Source organism: Rhizobium sp. SSA_523 (genome assembly GCF_030435705.1).
In the GTDB taxonomy this organism is placed as follows: domain Bacteria; phylum Pseudomonadota; class Alphaproteobacteria; order Rhizobiales; family Rhizobiaceae; genus Neorhizobium.
Window position 1 is genome coordinate 1,332,194 of record NZ_CP129382.1, and the last position, 20,337, is coordinate 1,352,530.

13 protein-coding genes and 1 tRNA gene are annotated in these 20,337 nt (G+C 62.6%); 8 read left to right on the top strand and 6 right to left on the bottom strand.

Annotation, left to right across the window (positions count from 1 at the left end):
• Positions 1-159: 159 nt before the first annotated feature.
• A complete protein-coding gene (locus QTJ18_RS14895; protein WP_489667169.1) occupies positions 160-2,847 on the bottom strand; it encodes a mechanosensitive ion channel domain-containing protein in 2,688 nt (895 codons plus the stop codon).
• 297 nt (positions 2,848-3,144) lie between these two features.
• On the opposite strand from QTJ18_RS14895, the gene QTJ18_RS14900 reads away from it, so the two are divergent.
• Positions 3,145-3,396 (top strand): GlsB/YeaQ/YmgE family stress response membrane protein, encoded by a 252-nt coding sequence (locus QTJ18_RS14900; protein WP_252750979.1) that lies wholly within the window; start codon positions 3,145-3,147, stop codon positions 3,394-3,396.
• Positions 3,397-3,479: 83 nt separating this feature from the next.
• Here the strand turns inward: QTJ18_RS14900 and QTJ18_RS14905 are convergent, their stop codons facing one another.
• The gene (locus QTJ18_RS14905) at positions 3,480-3,971 is read right to left on the bottom strand and encodes a heme-degrading domain-containing protein (protein WP_252750980.1); all 492 of its coding nucleotides are present in this window, start codon (positions 3,969-3,971) and stop codon (positions 3,480-3,482) included.
• A 263-nt stretch (positions 3,972-4,234) separates the two neighbouring features.
• On the opposite strand from QTJ18_RS14905, the gene QTJ18_RS14910 reads away from it, so the two are divergent.
• A tRNA-Lys gene (locus tag QTJ18_RS14910) sits at positions 4,235-4,310 on the top strand.
• Between the two features lie 433 nt (positions 4,311-4,743).
• Here QTJ18_RS14910 and QTJ18_RS14915 read toward each other — a convergent pair.
• Both QTJ18_RS14915 and QTJ18_RS14920 read right to left on the bottom strand, forming a co-directional pair.
• Positions 4,744-5,004 (bottom strand): DUF6074 family protein, encoded by a 261-nt coding sequence (locus tag QTJ18_RS14915; RefSeq protein ID WP_252750981.1) that lies wholly within the window; start codon positions 5,002-5,004, stop codon positions 4,744-4,746.
• 128 nt (positions 5,005-5,132) lie between these two features.
• Positions 5,133-5,720 carry a thermonuclease family protein gene (locus QTJ18_RS14920; protein WP_252750982.1) on the bottom strand — a complete coding sequence of 196 codons (588 nt, stop codon included), beginning with the start codon at positions 5,718-5,720 and terminating at the stop codon, positions 5,133-5,135.
• A gap of 290 nt (positions 5,721-6,010) precedes the next feature.
• Here QTJ18_RS14920 and QTJ18_RS14925 point away from each other — a divergent pair, with 290 nt between their 5' ends.
• The 5 genes from QTJ18_RS14925 (at position 6,011) to glgB (ending at position 17,331) form a co-directional block, all read left to right on the top strand.
• Positions 6,011-7,957 (top strand): sensor domain-containing diguanylate cyclase, encoded by a 1,947-nt coding sequence (locus tag QTJ18_RS14925; RefSeq protein ID WP_252750983.1) that lies wholly within the window; start codon positions 6,011-6,013, stop codon positions 7,955-7,957.
• 191 nt (positions 7,958-8,148) lie between these two features.
• Complete coding sequence (locus QTJ18_RS14930) at positions 8,149-8,370, top strand: DUF982 domain-containing protein (RefSeq protein ID WP_252750984.1); 222 nt, start codon at positions 8,149-8,151, stop codon at positions 8,368-8,370.
• 259 nt (positions 8,371-8,629) lie between these two features.
• On the top strand, positions 8,630-11,821 hold the full coding sequence (locus QTJ18_RS14935) for a maltotransferase domain-containing protein (protein WP_252751343.1): 3,192 nt from the start codon (positions 8,630-8,632) through the stop codon (positions 11,819-11,821).
• A gap of 21 nt (positions 11,822-11,842) precedes the next feature.
• Positions 11,843-15,127, top strand: coding sequence for a maltose alpha-D-glucosyltransferase (gene treS, locus QTJ18_RS14940; protein WP_489667170.1), 3,285 nt, complete (start codon positions 11,843-11,845; stop codon positions 15,125-15,127).
• Positions 15,124-17,331: a 1,4-alpha-glucan branching protein GlgB gene (gene glgB / locus QTJ18_RS14945; protein ID WP_252750986.1), complete on the top strand. Its 2,208-nt coding sequence runs from the start codon at positions 15,124-15,126 to the stop codon at positions 17,329-17,331. The genes treS and glgB overlap by 4 nt, the downstream gene beginning before the upstream one ends.
• Positions 17,332-17,500: 169 nt before the next feature.
• On the opposite strand, the gene QTJ18_RS14950 is transcribed toward glgB, so the two are convergent.
• The gene (locus tag QTJ18_RS14950) at positions 17,501-17,758 is read right to left on the bottom strand and encodes a DUF6894 family protein (protein ID WP_252750987.1); all 258 of its coding nucleotides are present in this window, start codon (positions 17,756-17,758) and stop codon (positions 17,501-17,503) included.
• Between the two features lie 304 nt (positions 17,759-18,062).
• Here QTJ18_RS14950 and QTJ18_RS14955 point away from each other — a divergent pair, with 304 nt between their 5' ends.
• Positions 18,063-18,314: a hypothetical protein gene (locus QTJ18_RS14955; protein WP_252750988.1), complete on the top strand. Its 252-nt coding sequence runs from the start codon at positions 18,063-18,065 to the stop codon at positions 18,312-18,314.
• 371 nt (positions 18,315-18,685) lie between these two features.
• Here the strand turns inward: QTJ18_RS14955 and tig are convergent, their stop codons facing one another.
• Entirely contained in the window at positions 18,686-20,176 is a 1,491-nt protein-coding gene (tig, locus tag QTJ18_RS14960) for a trigger factor (RefSeq protein WP_252751344.1), read from the bottom strand.
• Between the last annotated feature and the right edge of the window lie 161 nt (positions 20,177-20,337).

Below are 20,337 nucleotides of genomic sequence, written 5' to 3' on the forward strand. Positions count from 1 at the left end.
CCGGCAAGCGCTGCATTGCGGCCTTTCAGCCCACATCTTCGGCTTCGACTATGCCGATCCGCGCGCGCCTGGAAACGCCTGTTTACGACATGGGTGAAGCTTCACCGCGACGCAGGCATAAGCGGGCCGCAAACGGTCGAGGATGGCCTGGCGGGCAGCCTATCGCCGGGCAAGCGAGGGCGCTGCATCATCTTCGTCCGGGAGGCGCTTTTCGGATCCGGCCGATCCGCCGGTCGCGGCCGTGGAAGCCGCCTCCGCTCGGGGCTCGGTCATCGGGTCGCCCGCTCCGCCTGTCTCTGAGTCTGGTCCTGATTCGGCTTCTGATTCCGGCGCGGCCTCGCCGCCTGTCTTGAGTTCCGCGGAGGGATCGGGCCGATCCGCCGGCGCCGTGACCAAGGTCCCGCTGATCTTCACATCCTGATGCGGATAGGGGATCTCGATGCCGGCTTCCTTGAACCGCCGCAGGATTTCCGTCCGCACATGGGCGCGCGTGCCGATCCCGTCGCTGATATCGGCAATGAAGAACCGCACTTCGAAATCCAGCGAGGACGCCCCGAACGCGACGAAATCCACATGCGGCTCGGGATTTTGCAGGATCTGCGGCGTGTTGCGCACCACGTCGATCAGAATATCCATGACCTGGCGCGGATCTGCATCATAGGAGACGCCGACCGGAATTTCCGACCGCTGCATCCGGTTCTTGTGCGTCCAGTTGCCGACCGAGGCATTGATCAGCTCGGAATTCGGCACGATGATCGACTGCTTGCGGAAGGTCTCGATCTCGGTGGCCCGCACCGAGATACGCTTCACGATCCCCTCCGTCGTCCCGGTGACGATATGATCGCCGACCTTGAACGGCCGCTCCACGAGCAGGATCAGGCCGGACACGAAATTGGACACGATATTCTGGAGGCCGAAACCGATGCCGACGGAGAGCGCGCTGGCCACCAGCGCCAGGCTGGAGAGGTCGACGCCCGCCGCCGATACGCCGAAGACCAGCGCCAGGCCGACGCCCAGATAGCCGATCCCGGTCTTGACCGAATTGCGCACGCCGGCATCCACCTGGCTGCGCGCCATGATATTGCCGTCGACCCAGCGCTGGATCCAGCGGGTCACCATATAGGCGAAGGCGAACAGGAGAATTCCGGCGCAGATCCCGACGATGGAGATCGAAATATTGCCGATGGTGATGCGGGTGAAAAGGCGGTAGGCGGCGCTCTGGATATCCTGGATCTGGAAGCCCCAGGTGAGCAGGATCAGCGGAACGCCGAAGAGCAGCGCCAGGCCGTAAATGCCGAAGCTTGCGGCCAGGCCGATCTGGTCCAGCGCCACGGTGCCGAGCGTGAAGCGGCGCTGCAGATAGCGGCCGAAGGCCGTCTCGCCGAAGGCGCCCTGCTTGGCCACCGCCTTGCCGGACAGCAGACCGATATACATCGTCACCAGCAAGGCGCCGGTCACGACGATCTGCGTCGCGCCGAACCGCGCCAGCCCCACATAGCCTGTCAGCGCGGCGACGATGAGCGCAAGCCCCGCAATGCGCAGCAGGAAGGGCAGACCGCGTGGCCATGCCCGGCCGTGAATGCGGGGATCGCGATTTTCCGCAAGCACCGGTTTCAGGAAGGAGAGCGCGATCAGGATGAGGCCGATGATGATCGAGGCGACGAGGTTCTTGATGATGGTCAGCGCCAGAGGCGAATTCAGCACTTCGCTGACGGTGGCCAGCAGCAGATCCAGGCCGTTGATCAGCGCCATCGCCACCACCAGCGCAAAGACCCGTCTGGCGCCGAGATTGGAGAGGCGCACCAGCCGCCACTGCGGAAAATCCGGGGCGAAAACGAGATAGCTCAGGCGCGCGACGAAGAAGACGCCGCCGATGAAGCCGAAGAAGGCGCCGACAAGCGGCGTGAGGTCGGGGCGCAGCACGTTGAAGCCGGTGAGGAAGAGATAGGTGGCGACGAGGAAGGCGGAAAGCGCCAGCGCCGGCACCATCAGCGACCAGAAGGCGAAGGACAGGCGGGTGATGTAAGGCGGGTTTTCCAGCGCCGGATTGCGCCGCGCCAGGCGGCCGAATACCCGGTAGCTGCCGAAGAGGAAGAAGGTCGCCGCGCCGAGCGACAGCGCCATGGCGGTCAACAGATGCGGCAGTTTGAACCGCAGGACGAAGCCGGCCCAGCTGCCCACCGTATCGGCCAGCAGACGCAGTTCGGTCACGAAAGCCGCACCCGCTTCGTTGATCATGTCCATCGACAGATCGGTATGGCGCAGCAGCGCGTCGCTGAACATCTGCCGCCGGCGTTCCGTGATCCGGTTGGAGAGACCGGTCGTCGCCGCCGTCAATCCGGCGCTGTCGCTGGAGAGCGCGTTGAGCTCCGAGCGCTCCGCCAGCAGGTGATCGCGTTCGCCGGTGACAAGCGCCGATTCGGCGGGCTTTCCGGCGCCGGGCGGCTCGCCGAGATCGGCAAGCCGTGCCTCGATCTGCTTCAGCCTTTCCTGCAGGAGCGCATTGGTCTCCGTCACCTGGGTGACGAGCGTATCCACCTCGGTCTTGATCTCTGCCAGCTGGGCATCGTCCGCTTCGCTGGAGGTTGCCTTGTCCCTGAGTGCCTCGAACTCCTGCCGCGCCTTGTCGAAGACCTGTGCAAGCCGCGAGGTCTGCGAATCCGGATTGCCGGACGATCCCTCGCCAGGCGCCGGCCCCTGGGATGCCGGCTCTTGGGATGCCGGCTCTTGCGCCGCCGCCCCGCCTGCATCTCTTCCAGCGGGCACGGCCGGAGACGCCGCGGAGCCGGACGACGCGGGAGCGTCCTGCTGGGCGCGGGCGGGCGATGCGGACGGCATGCTGGCCATCAGCAGCACAAGGCAGACAAGGCAGACAAGGCACGAGGCCAGCGCCGCGCGGCCGGTCGCAAGCAAAGGATGAACAAGAAGATGATGCAACGCCGAAACCTCTTATCTCACAGGCATGCGCCCGAAAGGATGTGTGCCTGATTCGTGCCGATGCGGGGCGGAAAAACGCTGCCGACACCGGGGGGAGCGATGATCTGTCAGCACCGGCGGGCAAAACTATGGCCTTGAAGCCGGCGGGTTGGAACCAGCCAGCATTCCTCGCGTTTCCCTGCTGACATGAAACCAGGGAGTAAGGTCATGGAAAGTGCAGGAATCGGTTGGATCGCCGCCATCATCATCGGCGGTATCGCAGGCTGGCTGGCCGAACAGTTCATGAAGAGCAATATGGGCATCCTCATGAACATCCTGCTGGGTATTGTGGGCGCGATCATCGCAAACGCCATCCTCAGCATCTTCGGCGTCGTGCTGGGCGGCTGGATCGGCTACCTGATTGCCGGCTTCATCGGGGCGTGTATCCTGATTGCCATCGGCCGCGCCGTAAGGCGATAAGGCCACGGCCTTTCAAAGGCTCAACGGAAGCGGGTCGTCGACAGACGGCCCGTTTTTTTGTGAGCGCTGCCCGGCCTGCTTGATCAAGCCAATCTGTGCTGGTGCGGATCAAGCCCCAGATGCACGGCAAGCGCCTCTACCACAAGGTTATGATCCTCACGCTGCGGCAGCCCGGACACCGTCACGGCTCCGACACAGCCCACGCCATGGACATGAATCGGGAAACTGCCGCCATGTGCGGCATAATCGGTGCTCGCAAGACCCCATTTCGCGTCAAGCGTCGTCTTCTGCTCCAGAAGGTCCAGCCCCAGCCCGTAGCTCGATCGCAGCATGCGAAGGGTCAGGTTGCGCTTGCGGCGGATCCAGTGTTCGAAATCGGGCTTGGCGCCGGGCATGGCGGCGAAAAAGGCCTGTGACCCGTTGAGATGGATGTCGACCGACAAGACAAGATGCGCCGAGGCCGCCAGCGAGCGAATATGCTGGCCCAGCGTCCAGGCAGAATCCAGATCGAATTTCTCGAAGCGCAGGGCCGATTCCTGGGCGCTCACGCGGCGAATATCGTCCTTGGTGCTCACGGCGTCATCCTCCTGACATCTCGACAGGCCATGTCATGACCCGCCGGACCATGCCTGTAAAGCCGGTTCAGCCATCGCCGACGATTTTTCGATCCGCTGCAGGCGTGCCCCGTCCCGGTTTTGCGGGAGTTTTCATTGCACTGCGAAAGCTTCGTTGAAAAACATGCGAAGTTTTTTGTCGAGGGCGCTGGACAAGCCGAAACTTCCCCTTTATACGCCCCATCACACCGGCGGCGCCGAGACAAACGGCAGCCAAATGGGACGGGTGATTAGCTCAGTTGGTAGAGCAGCTGACTCTTAATCAGCGGGTCGTAGGTTCGAGCCCTACATCACCCACCATTACTTTCAACGCCTTAGCGGCGGGATCGCCGGAAATCCGGTGACAAATTCCTTCTCCTTTAGTTCGGCAAGATAGGCATCGGCACAGTCACGGCTTTCAAGGCCCAGACGACTCTTCCGCCGAATTTCCTTAGTTACATTCGCTTGGAATCTCTGGCCCTCGATCCGGCGCCCGGCGCTCGCACCTGACCATTTTCATCTGCAGCCGACGGCCGGGCACAGGATGTCCGTCCGTCGGCTGATCAGGGAAAGTGTAGGATCAGGGTCAAACTCAATGGGGATTTGGAGCGCTACGTGGCGGATCTAGCCTTGGAAGAGGTCGAAAATAGCTTTGTGACGTGATGGCTCGGACAGGAACCAGATCTCGCTCACTTCATGGAAGCCATGCGGGGCCGCGAGGCCGGCAGATTGCTCAAGAACGGGCCTTGGTCGCTCAGGCCCGAACATCCAGAGCGCAGTCATCCTGATCGGCAAAGAGCTGCTGCAGCTCCAGTTGCACCGCATTCATGAACAGCGCCGCCTGATGGGAGATTTCCCAGCCTGCCACGCCCTGCTCGCTGAGCCGGGCTGCAAATGCCGCCATTTCGCGACGCCAGAACAGGTTTGCGGCCTCACCCTGGAGGCTGACAAGCGCTTGCGCACAGCGCCGGATTTCTGCCGTCCGCCTGTCGGCGGGGAAAACTGCAAGCGTCATACTCTCTCCTGCTACACGTGCTCGAATCACTGACATGGTGGCAAGAATCGTCCGAACTGGTTCTCAAATCATGAACACGGAAAATAGACTTCGCGTAAATCCGCTTTCGGGACAAATGGTGCTCGCAATCAGCACCAGCCTCGGCCCGATTCGGAGGGGCTGCGCGCGAGACCTTCGCGGATCAGCACGCCACCGAGAGACTGTCCCTTGCGCATCACCACCCGCAGCTTTCGTCCCTGGGAATCCGTGTCGGAATTCGGCCAATCCACCAGATCGAAATTGCCGGAATTGAGCAGATCGCGCAGGCGCACCTTCGCGGCGAAACCCTTGGTCCGTTCCGCAGGGCAGCGGGCGCGTTCGGTTTCCGGTGCAACGATATCAGCCAGATGCACGGCCTGCTTGCGAAACCAGAAGATGTCGCCGCTCGCAACGCAATTGTCGAGGCCGGATGTGCCGCAGAAATAGAATGTATTGCTGAAACCCTGCCCCACCAGCACGGCTCCCCCCGGCGCGACAGGCTCCGTGGGCTTCGCAACCGGTCGCGTCACCGGCAAGGCGACGGGCGTCGCGACAAGCGGCTGCGGCGCCTGGCGTGGCGCCGGCGAGCGATGCGACGCGGCCTGGACAGCCGGCTTGCGATGATCCCCCGGCAGAAGCGCCGAAAGCTCCTCGCGATGATCATAAGCGGCAATGCCGCCGATCGTTGCGGTGAGCACAAACAGCCAGGGCCAAATGCGACCCCTCTGCCCGGTCTTTTTCCGCGAAGCCGGCTTGCGTGCCGTCCGTCTTCCTTTGCCTGCCATCGCCTCTGCCATGCCCGTTTGTGAAGATGCCGCGCATTCTCTGCCGAGGAGATTGCCAAACCGTTGTCACAGCCGTGTTAAAGACTGATTCATTCTGCTGGACGACGTCGAGCCCGGCTGCCGTTTCGGAGGCATCTCATTTAGTTGTTACTAATTATTACATGGCAAGTTGATTGAGTGACAGATTGCGGACCTCGAAGGCCATGAAAACGGATAGCAGCTCCCCCTTCCACATCCTGATCCTGCTGCTGGGGGCTGTGGCCGTGGCGGCATGCATCGTCTTCTGGGGCGAGATGAACAGTCGTGCAACCTATCTCGCCTCCATCAATCAGAGTCTGGACCAGGCCTCCGTCGCCCTTGGCCAGAACATCAGCGACAGCATCGACTTGGCGGATCTGGCGCTGCTCGGCATCGAGGCCCGGCTGGGCGACCTGTCCGATCCTGCGGCCGTACGCGCTGCCCTTGCGCTGATCTTCAGCCGCTACTCCCGCAACGAGAATGATCTGCGCAATCTGCATGTCATCAGCGCGGATGGCCATCTGATCGCCACCACTGTCCAGGATGCCGATATGGGCGCACGCTTCGCCGATCGCGGCTACTTCCGCCATCACGCCAGCGATCCCTCGGATACGCTGTATCTCGGAGCGCCGATCGTCAGCCGGGTAAGCGGCGAGCAGATCGTCACGGTCACCCGTCGGCTGAACGCACCGGACGGGCGGTTTACCGGCGTTCTGGTCGCCCATCTGTCCATCCAACGCTTCAACCTCTTTCTCGAGCGCTATCTGCGCAGCTTCGGCGATGCCGACGCCCTGTTCGTCCGTCACGACGGCACGGTTCTCGGAAGCACCTCCGCCTTTGTCTCGATGATCGGGAAAACGATGCCGCCCGACACCCTGAAAAGCCTGACGGCCCATGCCGACAGGCAGGAGGGCGAAGCGGAGCCGATCACATGGCCGATGGACGGCATCCAGCGCCAGACCGCGGTCTTCATGTCGGACAGGCCGGCATTTTCTATCATCATCGGCTCGCCGAGAGCGGGAATCCTGGCGCAATGGATGCGGCTCGCCAGCCCCAGATGGCTTGCCAGCGTCGGCCTGCTCGTGGCCGGCATTCTTCTCAGCATCCGCTGGTACAGGCAGGCGCGCCTGCATCATGACAGCCGCAAGATGCTCTTGATGCGCGATCAGGAATTGCAGCATCTGGCCAATGCCTCAGGCGATCTCATTGAACGCCTCAGCCTCGACGGGGTCCGCGAATATGTCTCCGCCGCCTCGACGCAGATCCTCGGCCGCCCGCCGGAGCAACTGATCGGCACGCGCATCTTCGACGATCTTCCGCCGGAGGACCGGGGCGGCGCGATCGAGAAATTCGAAGCCTTCCTGAAGGAGCGCACAACACGGCGGATCACCGTCCGCTACATCGATCCCGGTGGCCGGCAGGCCTGGCTGGAAACGCTGCTGAGCCCTGTGGAGGCGCAGGGCGAGCTGACCGGCATCGTCGCCGTCACGCGCGACGTGACGCGTCACAAGCTGCATCAGGACAGGCTGGACGAGCTTGCCAATACCGATACGTTGACGGGCCTGGCCAACCGCCGCGCCTTCAACCGCGAGCTGGAACAGCGCCTGGACATTGCCCGTGCCAGCGGGCGTCCCTTGTCTCTGCTGGTCACGGACGTCGACCGCTTCAAGCGCTTCAACGATGCCTATGGCCATGCCAATGGCGACGAGGCACTGCGCCAGGTGGCCGGCGCCATTCGCGATGCCGTGCGCAGCAGCGATCTCGTGGCGCGTTTCGGCGGCGAGGAATTTGCCGTGATCCTGGACAATGCCGCTCCCGAAATCGCCGCGATGGTGGCCGACAAGATCCGACTTCACGTCGCCGATCTGCGGCTGACCCATGAGCGCAACCTGCCCTGGGGTCATCTGACGATCAGCATCGGCACCGCTTCGCTCTGGCCGCCGCATCTGCCGGACGATGCATCCGAAGGGGCAAAGGCCCTGTTCGAAGCCGCCGACCGGGCGCTCTACCGCGCCAAACGCGGTGGCCGCAACCGCTGCGTCTCGTCCGACAGCCCCTTGAGCGGCCCGCTCGACCAGGCGCCCCTCGGGGCAAAGCTTGGCGGATCGCGGGGTGCCTCCCTGGTCCGATGACGGCGATCAACCTCCGTCCTTTTTTCCTTTGACTTTAACGGCTGCCAGCGCCTCGGAGCTTTCGCTGCGTCTCCGGGAACTTTATGCGCTTTCGCTGGTTGCCTGCCATTGAGGCAGATGCCGGCGTGCCCGACGCGTCAGCGCCACAGGCGCAAGCAAGCCGTCTGTCCTCGTATCAGGGAGAGACCACGATGCTCGACGCCCCATGGAAAAGACCTGTCCGCGCCGCAGGGCGTGCCATTCGCACGCCTCTGGAAGCCATTCATTTCATGGATCACGGTTGGCCGCAGAAGAAGAGCCTGCTCTTTGCGCAGGCGCATGAGACCTGCCTTGCCGCGCTTGACGGACGCGACAGCGCCGATCATGCCCGCCTGCTGTTTGCCGAAGCGGTCGATGAAGCGCAGCTGCACTGAGCTTTGAGCCGGACGCTCCGGCCCCTTTCCCCGGCCGGCCGCGCCATAACGGTCCTCTCCTGCACGCTTTGCCGGGAACCTGCCCTGCGCCTTGGCGTTAGACCTTCCAGATCGAAACAGGCCAGATCCACCGAGGCCAGATCCAACCAGGAGGGACCGCCCGATGAACCTCGCCGACCGCGTGGCGACTGATACGCAACCTTCCACACCGTCCACAGCTTCCACACAAGCCCCTCGTCTCTATTACGTCCACCCCCTGATGATGACCGACCCCGCCGGATGGGAAAACCTCTTCCGGCATGCGGCAAGTCTCGGCTTCGATACGGTGCTCACCGCACCGCTGAGCAGGCGGATGACGGGAGCAAGCCTATTCGTTGCGCAGGACCTCGATCGCCTGGACCCGGCCTATGGGCTGGGTGACGATCTGGCCGGCGGACTGCAGCAGCTCTGCGACCTGGCACGCCAGCACAAGCTCCGCCTGATGCTGGACCTGGTCATCGATCGGGTCGGGGAAGACACTGAGACGACGGCGCATGCCCTTGCCGATCCCCGCGTTTCGCCCCAGGATGCCTTCAGCCGGCGTCTGTCGCAGGCGGAGGCGGAGAACTACCGGACGCATCTCGATGCCTGGTCACTGCGCATCAAGACCATGGTCCGCGCCGGCATTGCGGGCTTTCGCTGCCTTGGCCTAGACCGCACCGCGGATGACGCCTGGCGCGGCCTCGTTGAGGCGGCCCGGGCAGAAAATCCAAGCGTAAGCTTTCTTGCCTGGACGCCCGGCACCGCCTTCGAGCGCCGCCGCGCCCTGCCCGACCTCGGCTTTGACGGCTGCTTCTCCTCGCTTGCCTGGTGGGATCTGCAGTCGCGCTGGTTTGTCGAGGAATATGATATTCAGCGTCGCTTCGACCGGCAGATCACCTTTCCGGAGGCGCCTTTCGCCCGCCGTGTGGCGCATGGCATGGACAGCACGGAAATCCGCCTTCGGCGTGCCGAGCAGGCATTGAAGCTCTCGGCGCTTGTCGGGCAAGGCTTGATGGTGCCGATGGGCTTTGAATATGGCGCCACCGCCCCGCTCGATCCCATGCACGGCTTTCCCGATGGCCTTCGCGGCCTGGCGGATCGCGGCACTTATGATCTGTCGTCGATGATCCGGCAGATCAATGAGGAGCTTGCCAGGCCGTCGGCTGCGACATTCGCCCGCCGGCCGCTGCAACTGATCTCCAGCACGCAGAATTCAACGCTCGCGCTCCTGCAGACCGATAGCGAAGATGCGCGCAATGCCAGCCGCGTGCGGCTTGTGGTCGTCAACCGTGACCTGCGGCGCACCGCGCCGGCGCCTCTGAATGCGCTGCGCGAGGCGGCATCCGCCTTCCTGCCTCTGACGCCGGCGGACGCGGCACAATCGGAGGACGAGGCTGTCGATCTCGCTTTGCGCCTGCAGCCCGCGGAAGTGCTTCTTCTGAAAGGCAAGAGCTCGCCGGCCATCGAAAATGCCGTGCCGGCCATCGATGTGATGGAAGCGGCGGCCAGCCCCCGGCTTGCCATCGAAGCCATCGAGCCGAGCGTTGATGAAGGCCGGTTCCCCGTCAAGCGCGTGGTGGGTGACACGGTTGTGGTCGAGGCCGATATTTTCGGTGACGGACACGATCCGATTTCCGCCGCCCTCTTCTGGCGCGCCGCCGACGAGGACGCCTGGACGGAAGTGCCGATGCGGCTGGTGGAAAATGATCGGTGGCGGGCTGAATTCACCCCGCGCCGGATGGGTCGCCATGAATATGCCGTGGAGACCTGGCGCAACCCCTTCCAGATCTTCCGCTACGAATTCGGCAAGAAGCACGAGGCGCGCCTCGACCTGACGCTGGAAATCCAGGAAGGCATGGCGCTGATCCGCGACGCCCTCGATCATGCCGAGACAAAGACCGCCGGGGCAATCAGAGAGCGGCTCGCGCGGCTGGAACAGGCTGCGGACCAGGAGAAGATCTCCCTGCTGCTGGCAAACGACACCTTCGACCTGATGGCCAAGGCGGATCGCCGGCCGCACCGGGTGCGCTCCGCTGCCATGCCGCTTGACGCCGAACGGCGCGAAGCGGCCTTTGCCAGCTGGTATCAGATCTTTCCCCGCTCGCAGAGCGGCGATCCCAATCGCCATGGCACTTTCGACGATGTCATCCGCCGCCTGCCGGCCATCCGCGACATGGGTTTCGATGTCCTGTATTTCCCGCCCATCCACCCGATCGGCAAGACCAATCGCAAGGGCCGCAACAACAGCCTTCAGGCCGGCCCCAATGATCCGGGAAGCCCCTATGGGATCGGCTCGGAGGCCGGCGGCCATGACGCGATCCATCCGGAGCTCGGCACCTTCGAGGATTTCCGGCGCCTGATCGCTGCGGCGCAGGATCACGGCCTGGAAATCGCCCTCGACCTTGCCATCCAGGCCTCGCCCGATCACCCCTGGCTGAAGGATCATCCCGGCTGGTTCGACTGGCGGCCGGACGGCACGGTGCGCTACGCCGAAAATCCGCCGAAGAAATACGAGGATATCGTCAATGTCGATTTCTACGCCCGCGACGCTGTTCCGGGTCTGTGGATCGAGTTGCGCAACGTGGTGCAGAAATGGGTCGACCAGGGCGTCAAGCTGTTCCGCGTCGACAATCCGCATACCAAGCCCTTCCCCTTCTGGGAGTGGCTGATCGCCGATATCCGCAACCGGCATCCCGAAGTCGTCTTCCTCTCGGAAGCCTTCACGCGGCCCAAGGTCATGTATCGCCTGGCCAAGGTCGGCTTCTCGCAATCCTACACCTATTTCACCTGGCGCAATACCAAGTGGGAGCTGGAAACCTACATGCGCGAGATCACGACGGAAGCGCCGAAGGAATTCTTCCGGCCGCACTTCTTCGTCAACACCCACGACATCAATCCGGACTTCCTGCAGAACGCGCCGCGCTCGGCCTATCTCATCCGCGCGGCCCTGGCAGCCACCCTGTCCGGCCTGTGGGGCGTCTATAACGGCTTCGAGCTTTGCGAGGGCCGGCCCGATGCGAAGCGCAAGGAATATGCGGATTCGGAAAAGTACGAGATCCGCGCTTGGGACTACGATCGTCCGGGCAATATCAAGGCGGAAATCGCCATGCTGAACCGCATCCGGCGTGACAATCCGGCCTTGCATTCGCATCTCGGCCTGCGCCCGCTGATCGCCTTTAACGACAACATCATGTTCTTCGAAAAGGCCAGTCCCGGCCGCGAGAACGTCCTTCTGATCGGCGTCAGCCTCGACCCGCACAATGCGCAGGAAGCGGATGTCGAGATCCCGCTTTGGTCATGGAACCTCCCGGACAATGGCGCGCTTACCATGGAGGATCTGGTCACGGGCTCAAGCTTCGTGGCGACGGGGAAATGGCAGAGGCTCCGCCTGGAGCCGCACCAGCCCTTCTCCCTGTGGCGCGTACGGTAATTGGAGGTAGATTTGATGGATATGACGCAAGGCCAACAGGTGCAGAGCGATCCCAATTTGCTCTGGTACAAGGATTCCATCATTTACCAGCTGCATGTGAAATCCTTCTATGACAGCAATGGTGACGGCATTGGCGATTTCGCCGGACTGACGGAGAAGATCGACCACATCGCGTCGCTCGGTGCGACAGCCATCTGGCTTTTGCCCTTCTTCCCCTCGCCGCGCCGGGACGATGGTTACGATATTGCCGATTACGGCAATGTCAGCCCGGACTACGGGACGATGGAGGATTTCCGTGCCTTCGTCGATGCCGCGCATCAGCGCAATATCCAGGTGATCATCGAGCTGGTGATCAACCACACGTCCGACGAGCATCCCTGGTTCCAGCGCGCCCGCAATGCGCCGCCCGGGTCGCCGGAGCGGGATTTCTACGTCTGGTCGGACACCGATCAGAAATTTCCCGAAACGCGCATCATCTTCCTCGACACGGAGAAATCCAACTGGACCTGGGATCCGGTGGCGGGCGCCTATTACTGGCATCGCTTCTATTCACACCAGCCCGACCTGAATTTCGACAATCCTCAGGTGCTGGAAGAATTGCTGACGGTCATGCGCTTCTGGCTGGAGACGGGCATAGACGGCTTTCGTCTTGATGCCATTCCCTATCTCGTCGAGCGTGAAGGCACGATCAACGAAAACCTTCCGGAAACGCACGACATCCTGCGCAAGATCCGCGCTGCACTGGATGCCACCCATCCCGGCAAGATGCTGCTGGCCGAGGCCAATCAGTGGCCGGAAGATACGCGCGAATATTTCGGCAATGGCGACGAATGCCATATGGCCTTCCACTTCCCGCTGATGCCCCGAATGTACATGGCCATTGCCAAGGAAGACCGTTTTCCCATCACCGACATCATGCGCCAGACGCCGGAAATTCCGGAGAATTGCCAATGGGCGATCTTCCTGCGCAATCACGACGAGTTGACCCTCGAAATGGTGACGGATGAAGAGCGCGATTACCTGTGGAACATCTACGCCGCCGATCGGCGCGCCCGCATCAATCTCGGCATCCGCCGCCGCCTGGCGCCTCTGATGGAGCGGGATCGCCGACGGGTCGAGCTGATGAACGGCCTGCTTCTCTCCATGCCCGGAACGCCTGTGATCTATTACGGCGATGAAATCGGCATGGGTGACAATATCTATCTCGGCGATCGCGACGGCGTGCGCACGCCCATGCAATGGTCGCCGGACCGCAATGGCGGCTTTTCCCGCGCCGATCCCGCGCGCCTGGTTCTGCCGCCGGTCATGGACCCGCTCTACGGCTATGAAGCCCTGAATGTCGAAGCGCAAAGCGCTGACGCGCATTCCCTGCTGAACTGGACCCGCCGCATGCTGGCCCTGCGGGGACGCCACCCGGCCTTTGGTCGCGGTTCGCTGCGCTTCCTGACACCCGGCAACCGCAAGATCCTCGCTTATCTACGCGAGCATGAGGGCGAGACACTGCTCTGCGTCGCAAATCTGTCGCGGCTGCCGCAGGCGGTGGAGCTGGACCTTTCCGAGTTCGAAGGACGAGTCCCGATCGAGCTCACCGGCATGTCGCCCTTCCCGCCGATCGGACAGCTGACCTATCTCCTGACGCTGCCGCCCTTTTCCTTCTACTGGTTCCAGCTGGTGGCGGAATCAGACGGACCCGCCTGGCGCACCGAACCGCCGGAGCAGATGGCCGACCTGACCACACTTGTGGTGCGCCGCGACCTGACCGAACTCGTCGACGAAGGCCGGCTTTCGGACATGCTCTCCCGCGACGTGCTGCCGGCCTATCTCGGAAAGCGCCGCTGGTTCGGCTCCAAGGGCGAGACGCTGAAAAGTGCGCGCCTGGTGGCGGCAACGCCGATGGGCTTTACCCACAACATCATGCTTTGCGAACTCGAAGCCGAGCTGGAGGGCCATACCGAGACCTATCTGCTGCCGCTGACCCCCGTATGGGACGAGCAGCAGCCCTCGGCCCTGGCGCAGCAATTGGCGCTGGCACGCATCCGGCAGGGTCGTCGCGTCGGCTATCTCACCGATGGCTTTGCCGTCGAGGCCCTGGCGCGCGGCGTCATCCGCGGATTGTGCGAGCGCTCGGTGATTTCCGGCCGCGCTGGCACGCTGGAATATCTCGGTAGCGAACAGCTCGACTGCATGACGCTGAGCGAGGATATGACGGTGCGCTGGCTTTCGGCCGAGCAATCCAACAGCTCGCTCATCGTCGGCGACATGGCCATGGTGAAGCTGATCCGGCACATCTTCCCGGGAATCCATCCCGAAGTGGAAATGACGCGCTATCTCACCAAGGTCGGTTACAAGAACACCGCGCCGCTGCTCGGCGAGGTGGCACGGACGGCACCGGACGGCTCGCGCTTCACCTTGATCCTCGTTCAGGGGGCGATCCGCAACCAGGGTGATGCCTGGAACTGGATGCTGACCAACCTGCGCCGGGCGCTGGATGATATTGGCCTGACACAGGCGGGCGAAGATGCGATCGAGGACATGCTGCATCCCCTGCTCGCCATGTCCGCAACCATCGGCACCCGGCTTGGCGAATTGCATGCCGCACTGGCGCAGGAGACCGATGACGAGGATTTCCGTCCGCTTCCGGCCAAACCCGAAAATGTCGAATTCTGGCGGGTAAGTGCCGTCGGCCAGATCGAAAAGGCGCTTGCCATTCTCGAGAACGCCAAAGCGGAACTGGAGCCGCAGACGGCGGCAGTGGTGGATCGGCTCCTGTCGCGCCGCGACCAGTTGCTGGCGCTTGCCGCCGATCTGGCCAAGGCTGCCGAAGGCTCCCTGATGATCCGCAACCACGGCGATTTCCACCTGGGCCAGGTGCTGGTCGCCGAAGCGGATGCGTATATCATCGACTTCGAGGGCGAGCCGGCGCGCGATCTGTCCGAACGCCGGGCCAAGACCATTCCCCTGCGTGACGTCGCAGGCCTTCTCAGATCGCTGAGCTATCTTGCCGCCACGGCAGATCTGGAGACCGAAGCCGTCAACGATACCGAGAACCCGGACCGCGAGGCCCTGGTGCGCGGCTTCATCGAAAGGGCGGAACAGGCCTTCTTGGATGCCTATTTCGCCGCCAGCGAGGCATCGGCGGCACTTGCCACCGATCCCGAGAAGCGCCAGCGGATGCTCGACCTCTACCTGCTCGAAAAGGCAGCCTATGAAATTGGCTACGAAGCCCGCAACCGGCCGAAATGGCTGCCGATCCCGCTGAGCGGCTTTGCCGCGATCGTGGACAGGCTGACGGAGAAGAACTCATGAATTTGGAACGCTCTGAACTGATGACCGGGATCGATCGCCAAGCGCTCGATGCTCTGGTGGATGGCCGCCATGGCGACCCCTTCGCCATTCTGGGCCCGCATCCTGCCCAGGGCGCCACGATCATCCGCGCCTTTCTGCCGGGGGCAGAGGGCGTCGAGGTGCTGAGCCGTGATGGCGGCGGCGTCAAGGGCAAGATGCACACGATCCACCCCGCCGGCGTCTTTGCCGCGGCAGTGGATAGCGGCGGCAGCTATCTCTATCGCATCCGCTGGCCGGATGCGGTGCAGGAAACGGAAGATCCCTATTCCTTCGGCCTGCTGCTCGGCGATCTGGACCTGCACCTGATCGGCCAGGGAACGCATTACGATCTCGGACGCACGCTCGGCGCCCGCGCCATGGATGTCGATGGCGTGGCCGGCGTCCGCTTCGCCGTCTGGGCACCCAATGCGCGCCGCGTCTCCGTCGTCGGCGATTTCAATGCCTGGGACGGCCGCCGTCACCCGATGCGCCTTCGCCAGTCATCCGGCGTATGGGAATTGTTCGTGCCTCGGCTTGGCCCGGGCGATCGCTACAAATACGAAATTGTCGACGCGCATGGGCAGGTCCTGCCGCAAAAGGCCGACCCGGTGGCCCGGGCGAGCGAACCGGCCCCGGCCACGGCATCCATCGTCGCATCCAGCCAGCCCTTCCGCTGGACCGATGACGACTGGATGCGCAAGGCGCCCGAGCGGCGCTCCGGCGAGGGAGCGATCTCTGTCTACGAGGTCCATCTGGGCTCCTGGCTGCGGATCGCGGAAGAGAACAATCGCTCGCTTGACTGGGTGGAGCTCAGCCAGCGCTTGGTGCCCTATGCAAAGCGGCTCGGCTTCACGCATATCGAGCTTCTGCCGATCATGGAGCATCCCTTCGGCGGCTCCTGGGGCTATCAGCCGCTAGGCCTGTTCGCGCCGACCGGCCGCTACGGAACGCCGGAAGATTTCGCCTATTTCATCGATCGCTGCCATGCCAGCGGCATCGGCGTCATCCTCGACTGGGTTCCCGCCCATTTCCCGACCGATATCTGGGGCCTGGCCCGGTTCGACGGAACGGCGCTCTACGAGCACGAAGATCCCCGCGAAGGATTCCACAAGGACTGGAACACGCTGATCTACAATCTCGGCCGCAACGAGGTGAAAGGTTTCCTCCTGGCCTCGGCACTGGAATGGCTGGAGCATTTCCACATCGACGCGCTGCGCGTCGATGCCGTTGCCTCCATGCTCTACCGCGACTATTCGAGAAATGCCGGCGAATGGATACCCAACCAGTATGGCGGCCGCGAGAACCTGGAATCGGTCGAGTTCTTCAAACACCTGAACAGCATCATCCATGATCGCTGCGCGCATGCTTTCACCGTGGCGGAGGAATCCACCGCCTGGCCGGGCGTCACCAAGCCTGTGGAACAGGGCGGCCTCGGCTTCGATTTTAAGTGGAACATGGGATGGATGCACGACACGCTCCACTACATGGAGAAGGAGCCGCTCTTCCGGCAATATCATCATGGCATGATGACCTTCGGCATGGTTTACGCCTATTCGGAGCGCTTCATGCTGCCGCTCAGCCATGACGAGGTGGTCCATGGCAAAGGCTCGCTGGTGGGCAAGATGCCGGGCGATCATTGGCAGAAAATGGCCAATCTGCGCGCCTATTTCGGTTTCATGTGGGCTCATCCCGGCAAGAAGCTGCTGTTCATGGGCGGCGAAATTGGCCAGATGAGCGAGTGGAATCACGACGCATCCCTGCATTGGGACCTGCTCGACCGGCCTGACCATGCCGGGTTGCAGCGCCTGATCGGCGACCTGAACCGGCTCTACAGCACGGAGCCGGCGCTGCAATACGGCGATCTGCACCCCGAGGGATTCGAATGGATCATCGGCGATGACGCGGCGAATTCGGTGTTCGGCATGCTCCGGAAATCAGAGGATAAGACCGGCCTCATCCTCGCCATCAGCAATCTGACACCGGTGCCCCGCCAGGCTTACCGCGTTGGCGTGCCCGTGGAAGGCCGCTGGCGCGAGATCCTGAATACCGACGCCGGCGTCTATGGCGGCTCCAATCTCGGCAATGTGGAGGCCTGGAGCGAGCCGCAGGCCGCCCATGGCCACGGCCAGTCGCTGGTACTGACGCTTCCGCCGCTCTCCACCATCTTCCTGAAATGGGAGAGCTGACGGAAGAGAGCGAACAGACAGAAAGGTCGGATCGGGGGCCAAGGCCTTCGATCCGCACCTGACGGGACAGTCCTGGACACTGTTGACGGCTCGGACCTCTCATCCGGGCCGTTTGCACGTCACAAGGGCGCGCCCTTGCGCGCCTCCCAAGGCTGGCCGGCAAAGGCGCCTAATGACCCTTGGTCGGCACTGTGGAGGGAAAGACTGCCGCAAACGAGAGATTGGAGACGAAGACCGGCCGCCCCTCATCGTCCTGCACGATCAGGAAAACGGAGGCGCGATCGCGCCCGCGCAATTCGTCGCGCGCCATATCGGCCAGGATCCGGCCCGCCTCCTCCACGACATCAGCGGGCGAGGAGAGCTCGATGACAGCAATATCGGTCGTCGTGACCTCATCGCTGCCGAGACTGAATTGATAGAGAGCCATGCTACCACCTTGATGAGATGATACAAAATCACCTTTAGCACCGAATGTTCCCGTCAAATGACGGAGCCGGACCTCCTCAGATTAACCCTCGCGTGATGCATTGGAGCGGGCATGTGATAAGCGTGTGATCCGCGTGTGATCGGACGCCGATGGGACAGCCGCAGGTTGCGAACAAGAAGTCCTTGATTCGTCTAGGCTTTGTTCGATTTCAGACAAATAAAATAAAGTGCCAACCAATCACATTTTCACCTTGCGAGCCGGTTGGGCGCCACATAGAAGGCGCTGCTCTCGGAAGGTGAAGCGCATGAATTTTGAGTCGCTTTTGGACATACAGGAACGTGGGTCCAAAGCCCGCATCCTCGGTCAACCTCTCGCCGACAATCCCTTTGCCGACTGCGCGGGACAATGTCCCCGCGACGAGGATGCAGCGGAACTCTTCCATGCCTGGCAGTTCGGCTGGGCGATGGAGGATACGGTGCGCCATATCGATGCAGGCATTTATGGAAATTTAAGGGTGGAGGCAGCTTTGGCGGGCCTCAGGGCCCCGCGGTCTTGAGCCGGCGCAGAAGCTGAGGATTATGACCTCAGCCGGCATGACGCCGGTCAGGGGCTCGCGGACCCCCTACTCGCATGAGTTGGTGAGCCCCGCCCTGCTTCAGGGTCAGCCGCGAAACCGAGCGCCCGAACACAGTCACAAGCCTTGAAGGTCGCCAAGACGGCTTTTGCGCATCCCGGGAACCCGGGTTCTAAGACCGCGACCTCGCACCCATCGATCTTCCTGATACTCCAGAGCGAACCGCAGCGGTCAAGACTGGCGCGGCCAATCGTATAAACCGGAACCGCAAACGCAGCGACCGCCCTACCCGAACACGAAAAACCCCCGGCATTGCTGCCAGGGGTTCATGCAGATCTCGATCGATCCAACGCTTACTCGGCGTCGCCCTCGGCGGCCTTCTTCTTCGGAGCAGCCTTCTTCTTCGGAGCGGCAGCCTCTTCGCCTTCGGCAGCTTCTGCCTTGGCGGCCTTCTTCTTCGGAGCGGCCTTCTTCTTTTCAGACTTCGGAGCGGCTTCGCCGTCCTCATCTTCGTCTTCGGCCAGGAGCTCTTCCTTGGAGACCGTCTTGTCCGTCACGTCGATTTCCGACAGGAGCTGGTCGATGACCTTCTCTTCGAAGATCGGCGCGCGCAGGGACGCGGCGGCGCCCGGCGTGTTGCGGAAGAAATCGAGGATTTCCTTCTGCTGGCCCGGGAACTGCTGGAGCTGCGCATAGAGCGCGCGCTGCATTTCCTCTTCCGTCACCTCTACGCCGGCCTTCTCGCCGATTTCGGAGAGAACGAGGCCCAGGCGAACGCGACGCTCGGCAAGCTTGCGATATTCTTCGCGGGCTTCCTCTTCGGTCGTGTCTTCGTCGGCAAAGGTCTTGCCCGACTGCTGCAGGTCCGTGTTGATCTGGCGCCAGATATTGTCGAACTCGGCATCCACCAGGCCGGCAGGCGTTTCGAACTTGTAGAGCTCGTCCAGCTGGTCGAGGATCTGACGCTTCACCTTCTGGCGGGTCACATTGCCGTACTGGCCCTGGATCTGATCGCGAACGATTTCCTTGAGCTTGTCGAGCGATTCGACGCCGAGCTTGGAAGCCAGGTCGTCATTCAGCTCGGTTTCGGCAGGAGCCGCCACGTCCTTGACGGTGATGTCGAAGGTGGCTTCCTTGCCGGCAAGGTTGGCTGCCGGATATTCCGACGGGAAGGTGACCGTGATGGTCTTTTCGTCGCCAGCCTTCACGCCCACGAGCTGGTCTTCGAAGCCCGGGATGAAGCGGTTGGAACCGATGACCAGTTCGGCATCTTCGGCTGCGCCACCGTCGAAGGCAGTGCCATCGACCTTGCCGAGATAGTTCATCGTCACGCGGTCGCCCGTCTCAGCCGCGCCGTCCTTGGTCTCGTAGGTGCGGGCGCTTTCGGCGATCTTGAGGATCTGCTCGGTGACTTCTTCTTCCGTGACGTCGACGACTTCGCGCGTCACCTTGATGCCGGAGGTCGGCTGCAATTCGATCGGCGGAATCACTTCATACGACAGGGTGAATTCGAAATCGGCTTCGGCCGAAAGAATCTTGTCGGCCTCTGCCTCGTCCTCGGTCATCGAGATCGACGGCTGGGTTGCCGACTTTTCGCCGCGCTCGGACAGGATCGCGCTCGGCCGGTCACGGACGATCTCGTTGACGAGCTCGGCCATGATCGACTTGCCGTACATCTTCTTCAGATGACCGACCGGCACCTTGCCAGGACGGAAACCATTGATGCGCACTTTGTCCTTGGCTTCCGCCAGGCGCTCGTTCATGCGCTGCTCCATGTCCTTGGCCGGGATTACGACCTTGATTTCGCGCTTCAGCCCTTCAGCGAGCGTTTCGATAACCTGCATTGTCATACCTTCATATCATGCGGCGGTGCTCACACAGCCGTGGTTTCCATGAGCACGACGCCGGAACCTGTCGCCGGTCGTGGCTTCGATGCAATCTCGTTTGCGCTGGGGCTCATACAGCCGCCAGTCGGATCAGGCCTGCGGCAGAAGCTGCCGCGGAA